18 protein-coding genes are annotated in these 24,322 nt (G+C 52.2%); 14 read left to right on the top strand and 4 right to left on the bottom strand.

All coding sequences use genetic code 11. The features are described from left to right. Nucleotides 1-200: 200 nt before the first annotated feature. Nucleotides 201-374 (bottom strand): hypothetical protein, encoded by a 174-nt coding sequence (locus PBA01S_RS22725; protein WP_157268729.1) that lies wholly within the window; start codon nt 372-374, stop codon nt 201-203. Nucleotides 375-627: 253 nt separating this feature from the next. After that, nucleotides 628-1,497, bottom strand: a complete 870-nt coding sequence (locus PBA01S_RS07700; protein WP_016311345.1) for a LysR family transcriptional regulator — start codon at nt 1,495-1,497, stop codon at nt 628-630. A 134-nt stretch (nt 1,498-1,631) separates the two neighbouring features. Here PBA01S_RS07700 and PBA01S_RS07695 point away from each other — a divergent pair, with 134 nt between their 5' ends. Further along, complete coding sequence (locus tag PBA01S_RS07695; RefSeq protein ID WP_028537411.1) at nt 1,632-2,543, top strand: DMT family transporter; 912 nt, start codon at nt 1,632-1,634, stop codon at nt 2,541-2,543. Continuing rightward, on the top strand, nt 2,540-3,277 hold the full coding sequence (locus tag PBA01S_RS07690; protein WP_127575720.1) for an SDR family NAD(P)-dependent oxidoreductase: 738 nt from the start codon (nt 2,540-2,542) through the stop codon (nt 3,275-3,277). The genes PBA01S_RS07695 and PBA01S_RS07690 overlap by 4 nt, the downstream gene beginning before the upstream one ends. Nucleotides 3,278-3,355: 78 nt before the next feature. Here the strand turns inward: PBA01S_RS07690 and PBA01S_RS07685 are convergent, their stop codons facing one another. Continuing rightward, entirely contained in the window at nt 3,356-4,273 is a 918-nt protein-coding gene (locus PBA01S_RS07685; RefSeq protein WP_016311348.1) for an ArsR/SmtB family transcription factor, read from the bottom strand. 377 nt (nt 4,274-4,650) lie between these two features. Here PBA01S_RS07685 and arfA point away from each other — a divergent pair, with 377 nt between their 5' ends. The 11 genes from arfA (at nt 4,651) to PBA01S_RS07630 (ending at nt 19,633) form a co-directional block, all read left to right on the top strand. Continuing rightward, the gene (arfA, locus tag PBA01S_RS07680; protein WP_127575719.1) at nt 4,651-6,171 is read left to right on the top strand and encodes an arabinosylfuranosidase ArfA; all 1,521 of its coding nucleotides are present in this window, start codon (nt 4,651-4,653) and stop codon (nt 6,169-6,171) included. A 184-nt stretch (nt 6,172-6,355) separates the two neighbouring features. Then, entirely contained in the window at nt 6,356-7,687 is a 1,332-nt protein-coding gene (locus PBA01S_RS07675) for an ABC transporter substrate-binding protein (RefSeq protein ID WP_127575718.1), read from the top strand. A gap of 61 nt (nt 7,688-7,748) precedes the next feature. After that, nucleotides 7,749-8,648, top strand: a complete 900-nt coding sequence (locus PBA01S_RS07670; RefSeq protein ID WP_016311351.1) for a carbohydrate ABC transporter permease — start codon at nt 7,749-7,751, stop codon at nt 8,646-8,648. Beyond that, a complete protein-coding gene (locus PBA01S_RS07665; protein WP_028537416.1) occupies nt 8,645-9,487 on the top strand; it encodes a carbohydrate ABC transporter permease in 843 nt (280 codons plus the stop codon). The genes PBA01S_RS07670 and PBA01S_RS07665 overlap by 4 nt, the downstream gene beginning before the upstream one ends. 87 nt (nt 9,488-9,574) lie before the next feature. Continuing rightward, nucleotides 9,575-10,822 carry an extracellular solute-binding protein gene (locus tag PBA01S_RS07660; protein WP_085168789.1) on the top strand — a complete coding sequence of 416 codons (1,248 nt, stop codon included), beginning with the start codon at nt 9,575-9,577 and terminating at the stop codon, nt 10,820-10,822. A gap of 88 nt (nt 10,823-10,910) precedes the next feature. Then, a complete protein-coding gene (locus tag PBA01S_RS07655) occupies nt 10,911-11,786 on the top strand; it encodes a carbohydrate ABC transporter permease (RefSeq protein WP_009224212.1) in 876 nt (291 codons plus the stop codon). Nucleotides 11,787-11,834: 48 nt separating this feature from the next. Beyond that, complete coding sequence (locus PBA01S_RS07650; RefSeq protein WP_009224211.1) at nt 11,835-12,680, top strand: carbohydrate ABC transporter permease; 846 nt, start codon at nt 11,835-11,837, stop codon at nt 12,678-12,680. A 25-nt stretch (nt 12,681-12,705) separates the two neighbouring features. Continuing rightward, nucleotides 12,706-14,196 carry an alpha-N-arabinofuranosidase gene (locus tag PBA01S_RS07645; protein ID WP_028537418.1) on the top strand — a complete coding sequence of 497 codons (1,491 nt, stop codon included), beginning with the start codon at nt 12,706-12,708 and terminating at the stop codon, nt 14,194-14,196. Nucleotides 14,197-14,233: 37 nt separating this feature from the next. Next, on the top strand, nt 14,234-16,798 hold the full coding sequence (locus PBA01S_RS07640; RefSeq protein ID WP_164744117.1) for a lipocalin-like domain-containing protein: 2,565 nt from the start codon (nt 14,234-14,236) through the stop codon (nt 16,796-16,798). Between the two features lie 23 nt (nt 16,799-16,821). Further along, entirely contained in the window at nt 16,822-17,793 is a 972-nt protein-coding gene (locus PBA01S_RS07635) for a glycoside hydrolase family 43 protein (protein WP_127575716.1), read from the top strand. Nucleotides 17,794-18,070: 277 nt separating this feature from the next. Then, nucleotides 18,071-19,633: a response regulator transcription factor gene (locus PBA01S_RS07630; protein WP_127575715.1), complete on the top strand. Its 1,563-nt coding sequence runs from the start codon at nt 18,071-18,073 to the stop codon at nt 19,631-19,633. A gap of 279 nt (nt 19,634-19,912) precedes the next feature. Here PBA01S_RS07630 and PBA01S_RS07625 read toward each other — a convergent pair whose 3' ends face one another. Continuing rightward, nucleotides 19,913-20,815, bottom strand: a complete 903-nt coding sequence (locus PBA01S_RS07625) for a transposase (RefSeq protein WP_127575714.1) — start codon at nt 20,813-20,815, stop codon at nt 19,913-19,915. Nucleotides 20,816-21,414: 599 nt separating this feature from the next. Between PBA01S_RS07625 and PBA01S_RS07620 the strand changes: the two genes are divergently transcribed. After that, nucleotides 21,415-24,276, top strand: a complete 2,862-nt coding sequence (locus PBA01S_RS07620) for a glycoside hydrolase family 3 C-terminal domain-containing protein (RefSeq protein WP_127575713.1) — start codon at nt 21,415-21,417, stop codon at nt 24,274-24,276. Nucleotides 24,277-24,322: the final 46 nt, after the last annotated feature.

The following is a 24,322-nucleotide window of genomic DNA, read 5'->3' as shown; positions in this document are numbered from 1 at the left end:
GGCGGGATCTCCCCTTCGATCGGAGATCCCGCCGGCTCGTCCTGCGAATAGCGGTAATTCATTCCGCTATTCGGCCAAATCCCAAATTTTTGGCGTAAATAACGCCAAAAATTTCCCTTATCTGGCGCGGATCCCCCTAAAAACGGGGGGAATCCGCGCCACCTCCCACAAATAAGGCCCTAAAATGGCCTTATTTTTCATCAAATCCGCGGCAAAGGCAAAATAAGGCCATTTTTTACCGCTATTTTGCCGCGCCTCTTGCGCCGCACCGCCTCATGATTTTGCCGTGCCTCATACGCCGCTCCTTCCGCCGCACGCTTCTTCCGCACGCCTCTTCCGCATGCTTTTTCCGCCGCATGTTTCTTCCACCGCATGCCTCTTGCACAGCGCCACCTCTTGCGCAACACCGCCCCTTGCACCGCACTGCCCTAGCGCAGCACCGTCCCTAGCACGGCACCGCGTCGAGCGCAGCACCTCACCGTCATCGTACCCTCACTCGTCGCAGGTAGCTTCTACCGTCACCATTACTCTGTTGCGCAACCTTTCCCGTACATTCATCATCCCTTGCAACTGTCATCCCCTCCACAGAGAGCTATGGCGGCGGCAGGAGCAGGCACCGCTCCTCACTTACGAAACCATCCTTTCCTGCTCTCCCAGCAACTCAATCAACGCGCGGAGTGCGCTGGTGGGTTGGGCAGTTTTGCGGTAAATGATCTCGGTTTTCAAGTAGCGCATCGATTCGGGAACTTCGTGAATCCGCATGGCGCCTTCCTGCGCCTTCTGCTCGGCGACCATCCGCGGCAACAGCGAGATGCCAAGTCCGGCGGAGACGCCGCCAAGAATTGCTTCCAGCGTGCCGAACTCCATCGTGGCGACGTTGGTTTGGCCGTGGGTCTTCTTCATCTCCTCGAGTTGTTCGCGGAAGGTGCAGCCGCGGTTGTACACCAAGCTAGGCTTCAACAGGGCCTCGTCCAAGCTCTCAATGCCCGGTGGAGAAATAACCACCACTTCCTCGTCAAAGACGGGAAGGCGCGTGAGATCCTCATGATTAAATCGGAAGCTGCCAAAAGCGACATCCAACTCATACTGCAGTACTCTCTCCATCAGGCGATCGGACATATCTGTCAGCAGGGTTAACTCCACCTTCGGATACTTTTCATAATACTGGCTGAGCAGTTTAGGCATCCGCACCGCCGCCGTCGTTTGCGTCGAGCCGATCAGCAACGGACCGGTCGGCTCGCCGGAGAAGGAGAGCGCCGACGCCGCTTCGTCCAGCAAACCGATAATTTTGTCTGCATAATCCAACAGCATCTTGCCGCTGGAGGTTAAGGTCATCCCCCGGTTGTGCCGGTAAAACAAATCAGTCCCCAGCTCCGTCTCCAGCTGCTTGATGCGAGCCGTCACATTGGACTGCACATAGCCAAGCCGGGCGGCAGCTTTTGTGATGGAGCCGTCCCGAGCAACGGCTTGAAATATCCGCAATTCCGCACTATCCATATGGAATGCCTCCCTTTTGGCCCGTTGTCATCACAAAAAATGATATCAGATATCTTTATCAATCATTATACATAATCACCAACCTCCGATACAATACAAATCATGAAAGTGACACCTAAGGAGGAAACGACAACGTGAATATATTCAAATATACCGGTCTGCTGTTGCTGACCACTTTCTTGATGGGGACGGCGTATCCGGCTGCCAAACTGGGGATGATGCATACCACCCCGCTCATGCTGATGGGGATCCGATTCTTATTGGCCGGGGGATTGCTCGCCTTACTCAGCGCCAACAAACCTCAACCTAAGGGTGCGAAGTCTTGGCTGCAGCTTTTGCTGCTCGGGTTGTTCCAATCGGTTGGGGTGATGGGGTTCACCGCTTACAGCATGCGCTGGATTACCTCTGGCGAGTCCGCTATCATCTCAAGCACGAGCCCGTTGATGCTGATCCTTTGGGGAGCTCTGATGGGAACTGCCTATCGCGTAAGGCAATGGGTTGGCGTGGTGATTGGCTTTGCTGGTGTGGTTATCACCTTTGGCATGAACCTGAGCATTAACCCTGGCACGGTATTTGCATTGGCGGGAGCCGTCAGCTTCACGGTGGCCACGTTGATCATTAACCGCATCGGTCCGGCGTTTGACAAAAGAGTGCTGGCCGCCTATCAAATGCTGCTCGGCGGCGTGATGCTGTTAATCTTCAGCTTTGCAGGGGAGCATCCCAGCTTTGAATTGAACCTGTCGTCCGCGTCCGTGGTCATCTGGCTCGTGATCTTTTGTTCCATTATTCAATTTACGATCTGGTTTTATTTGCTCAGCCACAGCGATCCCGGCAAAACCAGTTCATTCCTGTTCCTTGTGCCGATCTTTAGCGTCATTTGCAGTTGGCTGCTGCTTGGTGAGCAGATCACTTGGTACGTTTATGTTGGCGGGGCTTTGACTTGTGTAGGGGTGTTCCTGGTGAATTGGCAGGGAAGCAGTAACAGCCAGTCGGCTGAAAAAAATAAATCGAGTGTACTTCGCTTACAGGAGGAGATGGAAGCATGAGTTACCATAACAAAGTTGTGCTAATTACCGGGGGCGCTACGGGGATCGGCCGGGCGACGGCAACGCTGCTGGCTGAACGCGGGGCAAGGGTTGCCGTCAATTACTCCCGTTCAGAGGCGGAGGCCCAAGAGACCGTGCAAACCATTCAGCAATTTGGCGGCCGGGCGATTGCGATTCGCGCCGACGTTTCAAACAACGAGGAGGTCATCTCTATGGTTGACCAAATCGTCCAGCAATTTGGGACGATCGATTTTCTGGTCAATAACGCCAGCATCACCCGGTATATTGCAATGGGCGATCTGGATGCAATTACGGAGGATGCCTGGGACGATCTATTTGCGGTAAATGTAAAAGGGATGTTTTATTGTGCGCGAGCGGCAGCTCCGTATTTAAAGCAGGGTAAAGGGGCAATCGTCAACGTGGGCAGTATAGCAGGGATTACGGGCAAAGGCTCCTCGGTCCCCTATGCGGTATCCAAAGCAGCGGTGCACGGTTTGACCAAATCGCTGGCTCACGCATTGGCGCCGGATGTGCGGGTGACCGGTGTAGCTCCTGGAGCGGTCAGCACACGTTGGTGGGCTGGACGGGAGGAGCAGATGCGGTCGCTGACTTCCCAGCTGCCATTGGACCGGATCGCTTCGCCGGAGGAGATTGCCGCACTGATCGCGTCGATTCTGGAACAACCTTCGATGACGGGACAAATCCTTACCATCGACAACGGGCAAACGATGTAAGAACCTATTCCTTATGCTAAAAATAAATCAGCCTTCAGGACCTAACGGTAACCTGGAGGCTGATTTTTTTGATTGTTGTTATTGCTCTTTCACATCATACAGCACCCGAGCCAGCAGGTCCTGGCTGTAGTTGCCGAAGTTCTTGCCGTAGATGGTCAGGCCGCGCTTGTTGATCGGCTTGTCGGTGACGGCGATGCGGAACGTCAGCTCGCTTTTGTAATCCAGTTGAATCTGTTCCAACGTAACGTCGGAAATGCGGCAACCGTCGATAAAGCTGCCCTCATTGTTAATGCGGATCAGCTTCAGCATTCCATATTGGTTCAAGTGCGGCGGCCACCAATCCGGATTAAATGTGCCGCGTGCATCACCGAAGTCCCCCGGACTCGTCCAGAAACCGATTTCGACGCCGTTCAAGTAAAAATAGATGTCCGACGGGTAGTTATCGCAATACCCGGGTGCCTCGGAACCCAGTTCCATCGAAAATTGAATTTCCCGGAACGTTTGATTGGGCTTCAAGTAATTCGGGATGCGGTATTCCAGAAAGCCCTCGGACAACCAAATAATCTCCGAGTCGATTCGCTGTGGATCGGCGAAGTAACGCGGATCGTCAAAATCACCGATAATGCTGTGCTTCGTAGCCAAACCGCAGGTAGGGACCGCATGATAATTGCTATAATGGCCCACCTGAATTTCCACTTCGTATAAATTGTCGACATCCTTGCTCCGCAGGTCGACCATCAACTTGTCTTTGTTCAGATAACATATCTTCTGGATGCCATGCTTGCCAACGGAAGTATTAATCTCAATCAGGCCGCTTTCCTCCAGCTTCTTGATGTGCATCGTTATCGCTCCGTTGCTTAAGCCCAGCTTGGTGGCGAGGTCATTGAGGTTTAAAGCCTGATTTTTGGCCAGCAGTTCGAGGATTTGAATTCTGATCTCCGAGCTTAATGCTTTGAAAATGTCGATCCCGCTCATCAAATCCTTAATATAGATCATCGGATAATCGAACCTTCTTCCAATAATTAATGGGTAGTTTTATTTTAGATAATTATAAACTAACTTAGTCGCATAATAAAGCATCAAATCAAAAAATGAAGATCCGATTCGAAAAATAGATTGAATTTGCAGTAAATGAGTAATTAATTTTAAGTTTATTTAAACTAAATTTCAAAATTGCGTTGTAATTTCAGGCAAATTTTCAGCATTTTCACGTGGTTTAGGACCATTCATTCAATTAATTTTATATAAATATAAAATGTTTTAGGTAAATATATTTACAACCCTAATCTCATATGTTATTTTATACCTGTAAACGGATTCATTCAAGGATATTCGAAATAATTTAATATTTACTAAAATGGAAGGTGGTCAACATGTCATCAACAGCACTGCGAGCAACGATGGTCATCGACAAAGCCTTTAAAATTGCGGAAGTAGATCGGCGCATTTACGGCTCCTTTATTGAACATTTGGGCCGAGCTGTCTACGGGGGGATCTATGAGCCTTCGCATCCGGAGGCGGATTCACATGGATTCCGTAACGACGTCAAGGAGCTGGTGAAGCAGCTGAACGTCCCGATCATCCGATATCCCGGCGGGAACTTTGTTTCCGGGTATAACTGGGAGGATGGGGTTGGTCCGGTTGAATCGAGGCCCAAACGCTTGGAACTGGCCTGGAGGACGATTGAACCGAATTGGGTAGGCACAAACGAGTTTGCTGGATGGGCCAAAGAGGTTGGTGCCGAAGTCATGATGGCGGTGAATTTGGGGACCCGCGGCGTTGATGCGGCCCGCAACCTGCTGGAATACTGCAACCATCCGGGGGGCAGCTATTGGAGCGATTTGCGCCGAAGCCACGGTTATGAGCAGCCCCATAAGTTCCGAACCTGGTGCCTGGGTAACGAAATGGACGGTCCATGGCAAATCGGACAAAAGACACCTCAGGAATACGGACGGCTCGCCTATGAGACCGCGAAGGCGATGCGACAGGTTGATCCTGATATCGAACTGGTATCGTGCGGCAGCTCCAGCTCGTCGATGCCAACGTTCCCGGAATGGGAAGCGGTGACATTGGAGCATACCTACGAGGTGGCCGATTATATTTCCCTGCATCAATACTATGGCAACCGGGACAACGATACGGCGAATTTCCTCGCCCGTTCGATGGATATGGACCACTTCATTCGTACGGTGATTTCCACCTGCGATTATGTGAAGGCGAAGAAACGCAGCAAAAAAACGATGTACCTCAGCTTCGACGAATGGAACGTTTGGTACCATTCCAACGATGCCGATGCCAAGCTGGAGCCCTGGGGAATTGCGCCGCCGCAACTGGAAGACGTTTATAACTTCGAGGACGCTTTGCTGGTCGGAAGCATGCTGATTACGTTCCTGCGCCACGCCGACCGAGTGAAGATGGCTTGCATGGCCCAGTTGGTGAACGTAATCGCTCCGATCATGACGGAGAATGGCGGACGTTCCTGGAAGCAAACGATTTATTATCCTTACATGCATGCTTCGCTTTTTGGACGGGGCGTATCGCTGCAGCCGGTAGTTGACTCCCCGGTGTACGACGCGAAGGATTATACCGATGTTCCTTATTTGGACAGTGCGATTGTATATAACGAAGCGGACGAGACGTTGACGATTTTTGCGGTCAACCGTCATTTGGAGGAAGCGCTTGAGCTGGATTGCGATATTCGCGGGTTCGAAGGCTACTGTGTGATCGAGCATCTGGTGCTGGAACATGACGACCTCAAAGCTGTAAATACAGCGGACCAGGAAAATGTTAAACCTCACACTGGAGGTAATGCGGTCTGCGAGGACGGTTATGTAAAAGCTCGTTTAGCTAAAGCCTCCTGGAACGTGATTCGCTTGGGTCAAGCGAGATCTTAAAGAACCAAACGCTTCTGAGAAGCAACGGCTTCATTCACCCTTGAGACGATGACAACACCTAGCTATACACAACAGGCATGCGCTTCTTCAGGTCATCGATTGACCATCGGTTTTACTAGAGAAGTGGGAGATAACCGACTGTAAATGAAGTGTGTAGATTTTATTTTGTCAGGGAGGGTCAAGGATGAAGAAAAAGGTTTGGATTGTGCTGTTAGTCTTATCAATGGCCACATGGCTGTGGGGTTGCGGCAAGACGTCAACCACGGCGGGGGGTGAAACCTCCGTGTTGGACGGCGGTGCGGGGGAAGATGCGATAGAGCTTTCCTATTGGACGTTTGTGGAACTGCATGGACAGCATTTTGAGAAAATGCTGGAGAAATGGAACACCGCCAATCCGGATCGGCAAATTAAGCTGAACGTCACGGTGATGCCTTACGATGATATGCACAACAAATTATCCATCGCCGTCCAGACGGGTGTTGGGGCGCCGGACATCGCGGATATTGAGCTGGGCAAGTTCCCGGATTTTCTGGCCGGCACGCCGCAGCTGGTCGAATTAAATGACGTCATCGACCCGTACCGGGACACGATCGTCAAATCCAGAATCGACCTCTACAGCAAGGACGGTGTGAATTACGGTATCCCAACTCACGTTGGCGCCTCGGTTGCTTTTTACAACACGGAAATTATAGAAGAGGCCGGAGTGGATTACAAGACGATCGTCACCTGGGAAGATTTTAAACAAGCCGGAATCCAAGTGTATGAGAAAACAGGCAAGTATATGGGCACCGCCGATACGAGTGCAACGTGGCAGCTTTCCCAGCTGCTGGCGCAGCAAGGTGCGGATTTCACGGATGACGCCGGGAACCCGACCATCAACTCGGAACCCTTGGTGAAGGCACTTACCCTGCTGAAAGACCTGCAAGACAACAATGTGATCGCCACCATCGCCGGAGGGCAGCCCGATACGGAGGAAGCTTACGGGGAGTTTAATGCGGGCAACTATGCGACCGCTTTCATGCCGTTGTGGCAAATGTCGAGATACACGAACTATATGAAGGATCTCTCCGGCAAAATCGCCATCGCCCCGATTCCGGTTATCGAAGAAGGGATGCCGCGTTCGGTTGGCGGCGGCGGAACCGGGACGGTCGTAACCAAAACGGCCAAAGACATTGAGCTGGCCAAGGATTTCCTCGCTTTTGCCAAATTGTCGGAGGATGCCAACATTGAAATTTGGAACACGTTGGGCTTTGACCCGGTCAACATGGACGTTTGGGAAATGAAGGATGTAACACATAACCCGGACAACCAGTTTGTGCAATACTTCATTAACAACCCATTTGACGTGCTGAACGACATCAAGGACGAAATCCGATTGATTAAATCCACCTCCGCTTCACCTACGATCAATAACGTGCTTTGTACGGTAACGTTAAACGAGGTTTTTGAAGACGGGAAGGATATTAAGCGAGCTCTGGATGATGCGCAAGCGCAAATCGAGCAGGAGCTGAAGTAATTGAAATAAGCAGCGAGCTACTCCTCCGGGAGTAGCTCTGTTTAAAAAAAGGGGTAGGGCGATGTTTAAAAAATTCCTTTACTCACAAAAGGTTGCTCCTTACGTATTTGTGTTGCCGTTCGTGCTCGTATTCCTCATCTTTTGGGTGTATCCGCTGATCAGCTCCTTCGGGATGAGCTTCCAGAAAGTGACCCTGGGACAGGAAGCAGCGTGGATTGGCATAGACAACTATGAGAAATTGATGGGCGACGGGGTTTTCCTCAAGGCCGTGACCAACAGTGCCATCTATATGGTCTTAACCTTGGTGATTCTGATCCCGTTTCCGATGTTGTTTGCCGTATTGATTAACAACAAGTTCATGTGGGCGAGGGAATTTTTCAAATCCTCGTTTTTCTTCCCGGCGTTGACGTCAGTGGTGGTGGCCGGGACGATCTTCCGACTGATGTTCGGTGAAATGGAAGGGTCGCTCATCAACAGCTTTTTGGGCTTGTTTGGCGTGGAGCCGATTAAATTTTTGAAAGGACAAACGACTGGCTTTATTGCCTTATTGGCACTGGCGACCTGGAGATGGACCGGGGTAAACATGCTTTACTTCCTATCTGGACTCAAAAATATTCCCGAAGAATACTATGAAGCCGCTTCCATCGACGGTGCTTCTCCCATCCAGCGATTTACGAAAATCACGATGCCGCTGTTGAAGCCAACGACCATCTATGTTTTAACGATCAGCATCTACGCCGGTCTGGCGATGTTTATCGAAAGCATGATGCTCTGGAACGGCAACAACTCTCCGAAGAACATCGGCTTAACCATCGTGGGCTACTTATACCGTCAAGGGATTGAGAAGAATAATCTGGGGTATGCGGCCGCCGTTGGCATCGTGCTTCTTGTCATTACGATGGTGATCAATCTGACACAGCTGGCCTTTACCGGCATGTTTAAGAAGGGGGAGGAAGCATGACGAAATCGAAGCGCGGCTTGCTAATTAAGATCGTTTTGTTCGTGTTTTTCGCCTTCCTGTGCGTGCTGGTGCTTCTGCCGTTTTATGCTGTAACACTGGCTTCCTTTAAGCCTGGGGAGGATTTGATCCGATACGGACTGAACCTGAAGTTCGATCTATCGGTCATGAGCTTGGATAACTTTGTCTACTTATTTACGGGCAATCATTCCTATTTCTTATGGTTTTTTAATTCGTTAGTGCTGACGGTCGTCCAAGTGACAGTGACGTTGCTGGTTAGCGCTACGGTGGCATACGGGTTTTCAGCTTATGAGTTCAAAGGGAAAAATACCCTGTTCATCTGTGTCCTGCTGATCATGATGGTTCCATTTGAAATTCTGCTCCTGCCACTGTATACCCTAACCTACGATATCGGGCTAATGAACTCTTATTCGGCCATTATTCTGCCTGGGATCGCCAGCGCGGCGACGATCTTCTTCTTCCGGCAGTATTTGCGGGGAATTCCCCGGGAAATTATCGCTGCGGGGCGCGTCGACGGAGCGAGTGAGTACGGAATCTACGTGCGGATTATCTTACCGGTGATGAAGCCTTCTTTTGCGGCGATGGCCATCCTCAACGGGATGAACAGCTGGAACAACTTCCTTTGGCCGTTTATGGTGCTCAGCGACGCCAATAAATACACGTTACCGATTGGGCTCAAGACGCTGCTAACCCCTTACGGGAACAACTATGATTTGCTGATTGTAGGTTCCTTCTTCTCCATCATTCCGATTTTTATCTTGTTTGTGGCCTTTCAAAAATACTTTATCGACGGGATGACGGCAGGAGCGGTGAAGGGATAGAACGGCCCTGCGCTGCGGACGTTTGCGGACGGCTTCAGCGCCGGCCGATTTCATATCATATTAATTATTCAAAACGGGGGAAGAAACATGAAAACGAAGTGGTTGTATTTATCTTTGGTTTTAGTTCTTTTAAGCGTGACAGTACTATCTGGATGCAGCAGCGGCTCGGACAAGAAGACGATTACTTTCTGGACGCCGTTAACCGGCGATGACGGAGCTTACATGGATCAATTGGTCAAGAATTACAACGCTACCAATCCCGAGTTCAAAGTGAAGCATGTGATTACCGCAGACATGTATACCAAAATTTCCACGGTGCTCAACTCTGGCAAAGGGGTTCCTGATTTGGCGATCATCCACGCGGACCGTGTTCCCGGCTTTGTGAAGCAAGGCGTGCTGGAACCTATCGGCGGTGCGATTGCCGCGCAGCCGGAAATTAAGGAGGAGAACTACCTTCCGCAGGCTTGGGCGACGGGGAACATCGATGGCACGCAGTATACCGTTCCGCTCGACATTCATAGCAACACGATGTATTACAACAAGGATCTGCTCAAGAAGTACAACGCGGAATCCTTCTTGGACGACGACGTGGTTACCATCGACGAAATGCTGTCGCTTCAAGGCAAGCTGGAGGATGGTGATTACGTTGTCAATGATGCGCTGCTCGGCTGGGTGATTTTAGCTCAAGTGCAAAACCTGGGAGGAGACATCCAAGAAAACGGCAAGCCGGCTGTGAATACGCCGGTGATGAGACAAGCCTTCGAAGAGGTGAAGAAAATTGCCGATGCCGGGTTGATGACCCCATTTGGCGAAGACGGCTACTTAATGTTCCAATCCGGCAACGTCTTGTTCTCGACGGACGGTACTTGGAGTTCTACGGCCCATGCTGCGGTCGAGGGTCTAAACTTCGGGGTGACGAACATCTATTCTCCGACGCCGGACAAGTTCACGAACCGCGCTTCGTCCCACCTGTTTGCGATGCTGAAAAACGAGGATCGATCGGATGAGAAAGAAGCCGGCATCGGCGCTTTCCTGGAATTCATCCGCGCGAACTCCTTGGAATGGGCGAAAGCAGGTCAAATCGTGGCGAGTAAACAAGTGATCGAAAGTCCGGAATATCAGCAATATATGCAATCCTTCTTCACCTCCAATGAGAAGGAGACCCAGTCCCTTTATATTTATACCTACGAATATTACCCTTACATCGCCGAAGCGGTTGATACCTATTGCGCGGATATCGTTCGCGGCAACGTCGATCTGGATGATACGCTGCAGACGATGCAGAAGTTCGTCGAGGACAAGATTGCCGAGAGCACTACGGGCAGTGCGAGCTGAGCCTGCGTTCTAGATAAACAGAAAGAAATCATGTGCCGGAACGATGCGTCTGGCACATGATTTTTCCAAAAGGAGATATGGAAAGGCGATGAACAAGAAATCCTTTGCGCCGTTTTTCTTTGTGGGTCCGCACCTGGTTTTGTTCCTGATCTTCATTCTGATTCCGACCGTATACGGGATATATGCTTCGTTTACTCAGTGGAACTTGATGAACGATCCGACCTGGGTCGGATGGGCTAACTACAAAACGATCCTATTTGATGAAACCTCGACCTTCCACACCCAATTCGTAAACGGGCTTCGGAATACCCTCATTTTTGTCGTGATCAGCGTTCCGCTGTTGATCGTCATCCCATTGTCGGTGGCCGTCGCCTTGGAGCATAAGAAGGTCAAATTGAAGGGCATCATCCAGTCCATTATTTACATTCCGGGCTTGATTTCCATTTCCGCTGCCGCTTTGATCTGGCTGCTTATCTTTAACAAACAGCTGGGGATTACGGGGAACATCTTCCATTCGCAGGTCGCTTGGGCGGCGACGCAGCCTTATGCTTGGATCATTATTTTTGTGATCACCGTATGGGGCGGGGTTGGCGGGAACATGATTATTTACCGCGCCTCGATTGCCGGGGTATCCAAAGACTTGTACGAAGCCGCCGAGATCGACGGAGCCGGCGCGACCCGGCGATTCTTCAGCATCACCTTGCCGTCGATCCGTTTTCCGCTCATTTATACCTTTGTCATGACCACTGCCGGGGCCTTTAACGTCTTTGGCCAACCTTTAATGATGACGGATGGCGGACCGCGGCAATCGACGCATGTTCTCATGATGTACATCCGTCAATTAGCGTTTGGTCATGGCGAATCGATTGCCGGCATGGCATCCGCGATGGCGGTGCTGCTAGGCATGGTCATTTTGGTTATTTCGGCGCTGCAGTATTACGTCATGAACCGAAACGCCAATTGACGCATCCTGTGATGGATTATGGAAACGAGAGGTAAGGTGTAAATCAAGATGTCGAAGAAAATCAGCATATCGAAGTATATCGCATACCTGTATTTGATCCTCCTGTGCGTCATTTGGGTCATTCCCGTGTTATTTGGAATTTCGACTTCCTTCCGCTCCCAATCTGAAGTGGTGTCAACGGGCTTCCGTTTGCTTCCCGTGGAATGGATCCTGGACAATTACGTGACGATTCTGGAGAATACGTCCACGGCTCCGATCCTGCGCTGGCTGACGAACTCCGTATTCATTGCGGTGACACATACGTTCCTCGTGATCGTGATCATCTCCATCACGGGTTACGGGTATGCTCGAATGAACTTTAAAGGCAGAGACACGCTGTTTTTTACATTGCTGGGCATTTCCTTCTTTCCGGGAGTCGTCAACATTATCCCCTCTTACAAAATCATCGATATTTTCGGCTGGGTGAATACCGCATGGGCGATGATTATTCCGGGTTTGGCGGGTATGGGCAACATCTTTCTGGTCAGGCAGTTTCTGAAAGGGATTCCGACCGACCTGGATGAATCCGCTCGGGTTGACGGGGCCGGAGATTTTCGGATCTACTCGTACATCATCCTGCCGCTTATCAAGCCGATCCTCATCGTTTGCGGCCTGTTCTCGTTTGTCGGCTCCTGGAACGACTTCCTCTGGCCGGTCATCGTCTATACCGACGTGGACAAAATGCCGGTGACTGCGGGACTGCTGCTGCTTCAGGATATCTACGGCAACTATCGCATGATCGGACAGCTTATGGGTTCGGCCATGTTGGCCATCATTCCAACGCTGCTGCTGTTTGTTTTTGCGCAAAAATACTTTATTCAATCGATCAATCTGAATTCAGGCATTAAAGGATAAATGAATTTAGGGTGGAGGAAAAACCGTGAACAACAAAGTGATCATTCAAACGGACGTGACGAAAGCGGTCATCAACAAAAATATTTACGGTCATTTTGCCGAGCATTTGGGCAGATGCATCTATGAGGGGATTTGGGTCGGAGAAGATTCCCCGATTCCCAACACGCAAGGGATACGTAACGATGTGCTGGAGGCGTTGAAGCGGATCAAGGTTCCGGTGCTTCGTTGGCCCGGCGGATGTTTTGCGGATGAGTATCACTGGAAGGACGGCGTAGGCCCGAGGGAAGCCCGCAAGCGGATGGTCAACACCCATTGGGGTGGCGTTATCGAGAACAATCACTTCGGGACGCATGAATTTATGCTGCTATGCGAGCTGCTGGAATGCGAGCCGTATATTTGCGGGAATGTGGGGAGCGGCACGGTTCAAGAAATGTCCGAATGGGTCGAGTATATGACATTTGACGGCGAATCCCCGATGGCGAACTGGCGTAAGGAGAATGGCAGAAGCGCGCCGTGGAAGCTGACCTATTTTGGCATCGGAAATGAGAATTGGGGATGCGGCGGCCACATGCGTCCGGAATATTACGCCGATCTGTATCGCCGCTATCAAACCTACGTCCGCAATTATGGGGATAACCGGATATATAAAATCGCCGGCGGGGCCAATGTGGACGATTATCGCTGGACCGAAGTGCTGATGCAACAGGCCGGCGGGCTCATGGACGGGTTAAGCCTGCATTATTACACGATTCCCGGTGATTTCTGGCTGGGGAAGGGTTCGGCGCTGGATTTTTCAGAGGACGAGTGGTTCGTGACCATGAAAAAAGCGCTGCACATGGACGAATTAATTGCGAAGCACAGTACGATCATGGATCGGTACGATCCCGAGAAGCGTATCGGCTTGATTATCGACGAGTGGGGTACTTGGTACGACGTTGAGCCGGGCACGAATCCGGGATTTCTGTATCAGCAAAACACGATCCGTGACGCACTGGTGGCCGGGCTTCACTTCAACATCTTTCATCATCACGCCGACCGGGTGCAGATGACGAACATCGCCCAGACCGTCAACGTCCTGCAAGCGATGATTTTAACAGAAGGTGAGCGGATGATCCTAACGCCGACGTATCATGCGTTTGATATGTTCAAGGTCCATCAAGGAGCAGAGCTGTTGTCGACCGAGTCATCGCTGGTTGATTCGGCGAATGGCGACGACACACTTCCGGCCCTGTCGGTGTCCGCCTCGAAGAACGCCCAAGGCGACATTCAGATCAGCTTGGTTCATATCGATCCGAGACAGGCTGCGGAGGTCAGTCTCGAGTTGCGAGGAAATCACGCGGAATGGGCTTCGGTTTCGGGAACTTTGTTAACGGCTGCAACGATGAATGCGCACAATACGTTTGAGCAACCGGATGTGGTTACGCCGGTTCCGCTCCGGGACGTTCACGTAGCCGGTGACACGCTGCACGTGAAAATGCCGGCCATGTCACTGGTAACCTTGATCATCAAATCATAACCTAAACCTTATGAAGGAGGGAAGTCCGTTGAAAAGTATGGTTAAGTGCCTGGGTTTACTCTTGATCTTCACGATGCTCATCCCTGCCGAAGGGTGGGCGAGCAGCGGCGATACGGATGCCGGGAAACGCGGGGCAACGGAAAGCGAGAGTGCGGGAGGGGCCTCGGGGAAAAAGCGACCGCCCGCGTTTACCAATGTCTCGGTCCACGATCCGAACATCGTCAAGGCCGGCTCGACCTATTATGTCTTTGGGTCGCATATCGAAGCCGCCAAATCAACCGATTTGATGAATTGGACGACGTTTACCAACGGCTATCAAACCCCGGGGAACGTGATCTACGGCGATCTGTCTCAAAATCTGGCCGGTTCGTTCGCTTGGGCGGGAGAGGACGATGCCGACAGTAAAGGCGGGTATGCGGTCTGGGCGCCGGGCGTGATCTGGAATGAGAAATACCGGAATGCGGACGGAACGAGGGGCGCTTATATGATGTATTACAGCGCTTCGTCCACCTATATCCGCTCCGCGATTGGTTATGCGGTATCCAAAAATATCGAAGGCCCCTACACCTACGTGGACACGGTTATTTACTCCGGGTTTACGAAGGGGACGGCGTATGACGAGAACAGCCGGGTCGATAAGAAGTGGACGAATACGAACCTCAAGCAGCTGGTGGACCAGGGAAGGCTGAAGGAGGCCAATCCGAATTGGTTTAACAGCGACGGTTCCTATAATAATGCCATGTATCCGAACGCAATTGACGCCGCTTTGTTCTTCGATAAGGACGGCAAGCTGTGGATGACGTACGGCTCCTGGTCCGGCGGAATCTTTATCGTCGAGTTGGATCCGGTCACCGGTCAGGTGAAATATCCTGGCAAAGACGGCACAACGGCTGACGGACGCCTTGTAGACCGCTATTTCGGCACCAAAATTGCCGGAGGCTATACGAAGTCCGGCGAAGGGCCCTACATTTTATACGATAAAACTTCGGGATACTACTATTTGAACGTTTCCTATGGTTGGCTGGGGGCGAACGGCGGCTACAACCTGCGGCAGTTCCGGGCGAAACGTCCAGACGGCCCTTATCTCGATGCGGCCGGACAAAATGCCGTGCTGCCCAGCGATACGGATAACGCGCCGTACGGCATCAAAATGGTCGGCAATTTCCTGTTCGACCGCAAAATAGGCGATCCCGGCACGGGAATCGGTTACGGTTATGCTTCGCCAGGGCATAACTCGCTATTTTATGACGAGAAGACGAAGCGATATTTCTCGGTGTTCCATACTCGCTTCCCGCAACGGGGAGAGGTTCACGAAGTCAGGGTGCACCAGCTGTTTATGAACCAAAACGGGTGGCTGGTCATGGCACCGACGCGTTACGCCGGGGAATCCCTGCAGAAAGTGACGGCCTCCAAGGTGGTCGGCGACTATCAGTTCGTGAATCATGGGCTTGGCTATTCCGGTGAGGTCCCTACTTCGGTCCACCTTACTTTGAACAAAGACCATACGATTTCGGGTTCGATAACCGGAACCTGGAAGCTAAACGGCTCCTATGGAGCGGAGCTGACCCTTGAGGGAGTAACTTACCACGGCGTATTCGTCAAAGGCTGGGACGAGAACCAAGGGCGGGAGACGATGACCTTTACGGCCATCTCTCGCGAAGGCACCGCCATTTGGGGCATTCAGCAGCCGGAGATGAACGACCGCCAGGTCGTTAAGGAGGTGCAGGAAGCCTTAACGCTCGGCGATACCAGCAAAGTCATGAACAACCTGACATTGCCATTGGAAGGGACGCATGGGGCTCAAATCGTCTGGTCCACCTCCGATCCAGGCGTCATTTCAGAGAGCGGGGTCATCCACCCGCCCGATGCGGGAGAAGCCGATGCTCCCGCTACGTTAACCGCAACGATCACGAAGGGGAAAGCGAAAGCCGTCAAGACGTTTGAGATCGTCGTTGCTCCGATTGATCTTAACTATGGACTGCGAGCCCACTATCGCTTTGAGGGGAATTTATCGGAGGTCGAAGGACGGTTTGGCGATGGAGCGGTGACCGGGGCAAAGCTTGATACCGAAGGCGGAGCGATCACTTTTACGGATGGAGTGCAGGGGTTAGCCGCCGAGTTTGATGGTACATCCGGCATTCGGCTGGATGACAGTCTGATTCAAGGGAACCGTTATTCGGTTTCCCTCTGGTTGCATCCGCAGCAATTTACCCAATTTACGACCAGTTTCTTTGGGGCGAAATCCAATACAAGCTGGATCAGCCTCGTGCCGGATTCCTGGGATCATAACACGATGCTGTGGTCCGGTGAAGCCTGGTATGACGGGACAACGGGTTCGCGGATCTCGGCGGGAGCGTGGCATCACGTAGCCTTTACCGTCGATGCCGGGAACGTGAAGGTGTACGTTGACGGGGAACTGAAGTTTACGGGAACGGGATTCCCGGATATCTTCACGGATAATCAAGGTATGTTCAGCCTAGGGGTGAATTGGTGGGATCCCCCTTTCCAAGGGAAGATGGATGAACTCCGGGTTTACGACGTGCCGATTCCAGAAGCGGTGGTCCGCAAGCTGTATGAGGAAGGCCAGAGCGTAACGAGATGACAGAAAGAGAAGGAGAAACCAAGATGAAGAACACGCAGGAATATCGAAATCCAATCGTGGAGCAACGGGCGGATCCATGGGTTTATAAGCATCAGGACAGGTATTATTACTTTACGGCTTCGGTACCTGAGTATGACCGGATCGAAATTCGCCGGTCCAAGACGCTGCAAGGATTGGGGGATGCCAAGCCGGTGGTGGCCTGGCGCAAATATGATACCGGCCCGCTGAGCGCCAATATTTGGGCTCCGGAAATCCATTTTATCGACGGAAAATGGTATATCTATTTTGCCGCCGCGCGAACGACCGAGACGAACGAAGGATTGTTTGATCACCGAATGTACGTGCTGGAGAACACCTCCGCCAATCCGCTTGAAGGCGTATGGGAGGAGAAAGGGCAAGTCCGTACGCGGTGGGAGTCGTTTGCATTGGATGCGACGACGTTCGAGCACCGGGGGGAACGGTATTACGTTTGGGCGCAGAAGGACCCAGGTATCGAAGGCAACTCCAACCTCTACATCTCCCGGATGAGCAACCCTTGGACGTTGACCGGGGAGCAGGTCATGATCTCCACGCCGGAATACGATTGGGAAACGATCGGCTTCAAAGTAAACGAGGGACCGGCCGTACTGAAGCGGAACGGGCGTATATTCATCAGCTATTCGGCCAGCGCCACCGACCATCATTATTGTATGGGCCTGCTCACCGCGGACGAATCGGCAGATTTGCTGAACCCTAGCTCCTGGTCAAAATCGCCGCTTCCGGTGTTTGCGACCAATGAAGCGGCGGGACAGTATGGACCAGGTCATAATAGTTTTACCGTCTCGGAGGACGGGCGGGACGTATTGGTCTATCATGCCCGGAATTACAAGGAGATTGACGGTGATCCGCTGTACGATCCGAACCGGCATACCCGGGCCCAAATTCTGGAATGGAACGAGGATGGCACGCCAAACTTCGGAGTGCCGGTACCCGACTCGGTCCGCACGAATCCATAGGTTTGGACTACTCCCGGCGCGCGTTACCCCGGTGCGCGTTACTCCAGCGTGCATTACTCCGGCGCGAGTTCCTAGCGGCACGACGAAGCAGAATGGCTGCTCTACCACTCATCTAGGGATGAGGTAGGGCAGCTTTTTTTGGCGAGGCATCAAAATAGTGCAATAAATGAACAGAATAATGTTTGTGAGCTGTTCGAAAATTAACCTATAATTACATTGAAAACGCTTTATCTAATGCTGGGGAAAACAAAATTTTTTCCGGCCGGAGGAATGCAAAATGATTAAAGTGCTGATTGTTGACGACGAACCGAAACTTAGGGAGGGTCTGCGGACCTTTATCGAATGGGGAGCCTATGACTACGAAGTTGTGGATACGGCGGCCAACGGGAATGAAGCGCTGGAAAAGTATCAGCAATATCATCCCGATCTGGTCGTGGCCGATATCCGCATGCCGGGGATGGACGGGTTGCAATTGATCGAGAAGCTCCGCACGCAAGATCCGAATTTGCATATTTTGATTCTTAGCGGTTACGCGGATTTTAGTTATGCCAAGAAGGCGATGACATACCGGGCGGATGGTTATTTGCTGAAGCCGGTAGATGAAGATGAACTCAAGGATTATCTTTGGAGAATCAAGCTGACGATCGACGAAGAGAAAGCATCCGAGCAGTGGAAGCACGTCACAACGGAGTGGAACCGGGAAGCGTTGATCCAGTCCGTGCTGACCGGCGAAGACGAAGAGGACCCTACTCCGCTATGCGAGCGGGCTCATGAAGTAGGTATCAGCGGCAAGGTGTTTCAAATTTTGCTGCTTGCCCCGCAAATGGAAGGGGACGCTGATGCCCAAATTAACGCTCTGATCCGCAAAGCATTGGTCCGGCAGTTCGAGGAGCCTGGCCGCGGCTGGGTGTTTGCGATCCACTCGAAGTTTGGCGTCCTGCTCAAGGAGCCGCTTCTCTCCGTGGAGCTTGCGGGGATCTATCGCGAGCTTGCTGCCGAGCTGTCCGATTTAGGCATCCGCTATTCCGTGGCGCTTGGCGAGAAGGTGGGATGCATGGCGGAGATTCGGGAATCGTACCGGACGGCATGTGATTTGGTCCGCCGCCATTTCTTCCTTGATCAGGGAACGATCTTAACGCCGGACAGCCTGTCTGCCAGAACGGATGCGGGGGCTGGTGCGAGTGCGGGACCGGAGCTTACGACCGAAGAGCTGGGCGAGCAGCTCTTTTATGCGGTAGATATCGGTAATCGCGATGCCGTAAAATCTCTGCTGCATCAGCTGGGCGAAGCGTATAAGGCTGAAGGTGCGATGGAGAACGAAATAAAGAACCGTTATGTGGAGCTGCTGACCACGATTTTCAGTAAGGCGCTGAAGCAGTCGCCGGAGCTGCAAAATCGCAGCAAAGAGTTTTCCGACGGGTACTCGAAAATCCAAAAAGCCTACTCCATTCTGGAGCTAAACGGGCAGGCAGAGCATCTGCTGCAGCAGATCATGAACCAGCTCGGCGAAGACGGGAAACACCGCGAAGTCAAAATTATGTTGGATCTGATTCACCGGAACTATAACGAAAACCTCAAATTGGAGACGCTCTCCGGCATCTTCAACTATAACAGCGCATATTTAGGCAAATTGTTCAAGAACACGACCGGAGAATACTTTAACACGTACCTCGACAAGGTGCGGATCGAGAAAGCTAAACACTATTTAGAGGAAGGCCTGAAGGTCTATCAGGTGGCCGAAAAGGTCGGATACACCAATGTCGATTATTTTCACAGCAAATTCCGCAAATATGTCGGTACCTCACCTTCCGCATATCGCAAGCAGATGAACCATGCCTGATGCTACTCCATACGGCTCCTTTTTGAAGGGGCACTGATGTGTGTATTGGCCCTTTGCTATCGGGGCATATAGTCCATCGGCGGCGCTCTTCTGACGATTATCCCGTTGAATCAGGGAGTGGAGAAAGAGAAAATAGAAAAGAGAGAATTTAAACTGAAACTGAAACGCTCGGATGAAAAAATAAGAGTCCTACACCAACTGATCCATAAGCCAGCCTGTCCCGAAAATGACCATTCTCGTACGTCTGTACGCCTAGCAGCCCGTTCGTTCAGCAGTGGATTAAGCCGCTGCTGCAATGGACGGGTATTTTTGTTGTCGGGCGATTAACTGACGGTATGGGATCGCTGGAATGGACAGGCACATCTGCAACAGGTTCCGGCGCATCTCTTCCTCGGAAAAGGTCATGCGCAGGTAACGGCGGACGGTGTACTCATTCAAATACGCCTGCAAATGTGTTAGCCCCAAGGCAATATATGTGCGCTTAAGCGAGTTCCATGTGGCTCTTACTTCTTTCCGCAAGGGCAAATACAGCCGATAAGCCAAATGGAACGACTGAACGGTGGAGGTATGGACTTCAATATGATCATGGATGAACGCGGCGAGATCATGTCGGTCGGCACGTTGTCCTCTTTTATGCGATATCAGCTGGATCTTCACCCGCTCCGGCTCGCCATATTCCGTGACCGTGCAGCCGGCTACAACCGCGGTGGCATATGGCTGAGCAGCCGGATGATAACGCGACGAATCATACGCATACTGATCGCAGTTTACCTTCACGTCTCCAGAGAGCAGATTCCGGGCATCACATTCACCGAGGGTATGGCGGATTTTGTGCAGCATGAGCCAAGCGGTCTTGTAGGTAACTTGGATCACCTGACTCAACCGCAGCGCCGAGATACCGTCGGGAAGCAGAAACAGCTCCATGGCTTGGAACCACTTCACCAAAGGCAGATGGGTTCTTTCAAAAATTGTGCCGACCAAAGGCGATGCCTGATAGCCGCATCTTCTGCACTCAAACAACGGAAGGCGTCGGGAGGACAGACGGGTGCATTCGGTATAAGCGCAGCGCGGGCAGACGAAGCCGTTTGGCCACTTCATAGCGATGATCGCCTCGATACAGTCGGACTCACTTCGGAAACGGCTGCTGATAGAATGAAGCTTCGGATTCATACCTAAATCCATGTCCGATCCCTCCAATTTAAATCCCTCTAACTCAACAAATGCGTACATATGTTCTCTTTGTTATCATTATACCAAACACCTGTTCGTAAATCAAGAAAAATATCCCAAATAAACCATCTTATCTTCGTAAAAAACGGAATGATCAGCTCCATGAGCCACCTCATTTCTATCCCTCCTATGGATTTCCCAGTTCTGAACCAAAGGGATAATCGTGCAAAAAGGCTGCTAGAAGATCTCTTCCTCGATCTCCCCATTCTGAATAAAAGGGATATTCGTGAAAAGAGGTGCAGCTGGAAGATTCCCTTCCTCGATCCCCCCCGTTCTGAACGAAAGGGAAATCGCAGAAAGAAGGGCGCGAAATAGCCTATGGGGCTGCTGGAGAAGGGTGGATGACGATGGGGCCTTACCGACGATGAGGCCATGCTGGCGATAGGACGTGCCGGCCATGCGATATTTTTATATGAAAAATGATCTAATATTCCGTGTATCGCTGAAAGAAGACGCGGACTATGATAGGGTGGTAGACCTGATGGTATAAGCAGTGACAAATTCTTAAGCGCTTACAATGAAATGATAGAGTAGGAGAGCGAGGTAATTGTATGACGGACAACACGTACCAATATCCTTTTCAGAACCCTGATCTGCCGCTGGCGGAGCGGGTGGACGACTTGGTTAGCCGATTTACATTGGATGAGAAAATTGAGCTGATGTGCCAATTCCAAACGGAAGTGCCGCGGCTTGGCGTCAAAAAATACAAGCATGGCACGGAAGGCGCGCACGGCGTAGCTTGGTTGGGGGAAGCCACGTCCTTCCCGCAAAACACCGGACTAGCCTGCACCTGGAATCCCGAGTTGATGCGCCAAATCGGCTCGGTGATTGGGGATGAGGCGCGCGTGTATTTTCAGCGGAATCCGGAAGTGAACGGCTTGACGATCTGGGCGCCAACCGTAGATATGGAGCGCGATCCGCGTTGGGGCCGGACAGAGGAAGCCTACGGCGAAGATCCGCATCTCACGGGAGCGTTAACGACCGAACTGGTGAAGGGGCTGCAAGGCGATCATCCGTTTTATTACAAGGCGGTAGCCACGCTGAAGCATTTTTACGCAAATAACAATGAAATCGGTCGTGGCAGTGAATCGGTGAGCATCGATCCGCGCAACAAACGGGAGTATTATTTGAAAGCGTTTGAGCGGGCGTTCCGGGAAGGTCGCGCAGGTTCGATGATGACGGCTTACAACGGGATCAACGGTACGCCTTGCAACCTGAATTCGGAAGTCAACGAGATCGTCAAAGGCGAATGGGAGATGGACGGGTTTGTTGTCGGCGACGCCGGCGACGTCATGGGCACGGTGCTGGATCACAAATATGTGGAGTCTTATGCCGAAGCGGTTGCAGGGAGCATCAAGGCAGGCATCGACAGCATGACGGATGAGCAGCCGATTATGTTCCAGGCGCTGCGGAATGCGCTGGAGCAAGGATTGCTGGCTGAATCGGACTTGGACCGTGCGCTACGGAATGCCTTCCGCGTTCGCTTCCGGTTGGGTGAATTTGATCCGGAGGAGCGGAACCCGTACAGCCGCGTGCCGGAAGAGAAGCTGTGCGCACCGGAGCATGCGGCCTTGGCGCTAAAGGCTTCCCGCGAAGCGATCGTACTGCTGAAGAACGAAGGCTTACTGCCTTTACCGCAAACGTTAGGTTCTGTCGCGGTTGTCGGGCCGCTGGCCAATGAAGCCTATACCGACTGGTACAGCGGCACGCCGCCGTACCGCATCACCCCGCTTCAGGGCATTAAGAAGAAAATGGGCGATCGCCCCGTCCTGTTCGGAACTGGCCTGGATCGGATTCGCCTGCGCTCGGCCTTGACCGGTAAATATGTCCGGATCACGTCTGGCGAAGGAGCGGAAGCCGTTCTGGAGGCGACCGGCGAGAATGCGGCCGATGCGTCCGTTTTTGAGCGTAACGATTGGGGCTGGGGCTCCATCACGCTGCGGTCGGTGGAGAACGGCAAGTTCGTGACGGAGACCGAATCGGGATTGCTGACGGCGACGGCGAACGAAGCAAGCGGCTGGTTTGTCAAGGAAGTGTTCGACTTCCGCCCGGCTTTGAGCGGCAAGGTCGAGTTGAAGGCGTGGAACGGACGGCCGATCGTCTTGAACGAACGCGGCGGGTTGATTGCTGTGGGTGAGAATGTTTTTGATAATGCCGTGAAGGTGGAGAGTCGCCTTCCAGGAGAACAATGGATCGTGGAAATTGTGGAGAGCGGGATCGAGCAAGCCGTACAGGCTGCCAAATCGGCGGAGACGGCGGTTGTCTTCGTGGGCAACAACCCGTTCATCAATGCGAAGGAAACGATCGACCGGGTGGACATCGTGCTTCCGCCGGCGCAGCAAGCATTAATTCAAGCCGTAAGAGCGGTGAATCCTAATACGGTGGTCGTCATCGTCGGCAGCTATCCGTTTGCAGTGAACTGGGAGAACGCGCATGTACCGTCGATCCTGTTTACCTCTCATTCCGCCCAAGAGCTGGGCCATGCCGTGACTGACGTGCTGTTCGGCGACTATAATCCGGCGGGGCGGTTGAATATGACCTGGTACCAATCGGTGGACCAACTGCCGGACATTATGGATTACGACATTATTAAGGGCAAACGGACTTATCAATATTTTGACGGCGAGGTGCTGTATCCGTTTGGTCATGGGCTTAGCTATACGACGTTTGAATATAGCGATCTTGCACTGGATCGGGCCGCGATAGGTCAGGATGGCGAGGTTCAGATTTCGTTTGATGTGCGTAATGCCGGGAACATAGCCGGGGACGAAGTGCCGCAACTGTACGTGCGAATCGGGCAATCGCGCGTGCCGCGGCCGCTGAAGACGTTGAAGGGCTTTACCCGCCTGCATTTGCAGCCGGGTGAGACGCAGCGGGTGACCTTTGCACTGAAAGCAGAAGAGCTGGCGTTCTGGGACGTGACCCGAGATCGCTATTGCGTGGAGTCGGGCGAATATACGGTGATGGTTGGCCCTTCCTCGGACGAGATCGCCTTGACGGCAACGCTTCAGGTTGACGGCGAAACCGTGCCTCCGCGCTCGCTGCGTGAACCAGTCCGCGCGGTCAACTATGACGACTACGAGCAAGTTTTCCTCGATGAATGCCGTGAAGGCGGTGAATGCATCCGGCTGAAAAGCGAACGCGGGTGGATTGCCTTCCGTGATGTCGAACTAGGCGAAGGAGCATCCCGATTTGAAGCCCGGGTATCGGGGAATCTGAAGGGCGGTGAAATCGCCGTAACGCTGGATTCTCCGGATGGCGAGTCGGTGATCACCTGCAAGATCCTGCCTACCGGCGGTCGCCAAGCTTGGACAACGGTCACCGCAGAAGCCGCGGCAAGCTTGTCGGGCCGGCATGATGTGTACCTGCATTTGCAAGGTGAAACGCAAATCAGCTGGTTCCGGCTGGGCTAAACCTACGGCTACTTCCTGTGATTACTTATTGAATCAACCGCAATCA

Source organism: Paenibacillus barengoltzii NBRC 101215 (assembly GCF_004000745.1).
Taxonomy (GTDB): domain Bacteria; phylum Bacillota; class Bacilli; order Paenibacillales; family Paenibacillaceae; genus Fontibacillus; species Fontibacillus barengoltzii.
The sequence above is the reverse complement of the archived record's forward strand: the minus strand, read 5'-3'. Positions and strand labels throughout refer to the sequence as shown.

Coding starts and splice junctions, on each gene's coding strand:
- PBA01S_RS22725 (WP_157268729.1), bottom strand. CDS start 374: ATGCGGTGGAAGAAACATGCGGCGGAAAAAGCATGCGGAAGAGGCGTG.
- PBA01S_RS07700 (WP_016311345.1), bottom strand. CDS start 1,497: ATGGATAGTGCGGAATTGCGGATATTTCAAGCCGTTGCTCGGGACGGC.
- PBA01S_RS07690 (WP_127575720.1), top strand. CDS start 2,540: ATGAGTTACCATAACAAAGTTGTGCTAATTACCGGGGGCGCTACGGGG.
- PBA01S_RS07685 (WP_016311348.1), bottom strand. CDS start 4,273: ATGATCTATATTAAGGATTTGATGAGCGGGATCGACATTTTCAAAGCA.
- arfA (WP_127575719.1), top strand. CDS start 4,651: ATGTCATCAACAGCACTGCGAGCAACGATGGTCATCGACAAAGCCTTT.
- PBA01S_RS07675 (WP_127575718.1), top strand. CDS start 6,356: ATGAAGAAAAAGGTTTGGATTGTGCTGTTAGTCTTATCAATGGCCACA.
- PBA01S_RS07670 (WP_016311351.1), top strand. CDS start 7,749: ATGTTTAAAAAATTCCTTTACTCACAAAAGGTTGCTCCTTACGTATTT.
- PBA01S_RS07665 (WP_028537416.1), top strand. CDS start 8,645: ATGACGAAATCGAAGCGCGGCTTGCTAATTAAGATCGTTTTGTTCGTG.
- PBA01S_RS07660 (WP_085168789.1), top strand. CDS start 9,575: ATGAAAACGAAGTGGTTGTATTTATCTTTGGTTTTAGTTCTTTTAAGC.
- PBA01S_RS07655 (WP_009224212.1), top strand. CDS start 10,911: ATGAACAAGAAATCCTTTGCGCCGTTTTTCTTTGTGGGTCCGCACCTG.
- PBA01S_RS07650 (WP_009224211.1), top strand. CDS start 11,835: ATGTCGAAGAAAATCAGCATATCGAAGTATATCGCATACCTGTATTTG.
- PBA01S_RS07640 (WP_164744117.1), top strand. CDS start 14,234: ATGGTTAAGTGCCTGGGTTTACTCTTGATCTTCACGATGCTCATCCCT.
- PBA01S_RS07635 (WP_127575716.1), top strand. CDS start 16,822: ATGAAGAACACGCAGGAATATCGAAATCCAATCGTGGAGCAACGGGCG.
- PBA01S_RS07630 (WP_127575715.1), top strand. CDS start 18,071: ATGATTAAAGTGCTGATTGTTGACGACGAACCGAAACTTAGGGAGGGT.
- PBA01S_RS07625 (WP_127575714.1), bottom strand. CDS start 20,815: ATGGATTTAGGTATGAATCCGAAGCTTCATTCTATCAGCAGCCGTTTC.
- PBA01S_RS07620 (WP_127575713.1), top strand. CDS start 21,415: ATGACGGACAACACGTACCAATATCCTTTTCAGAACCCTGATCTGCCG.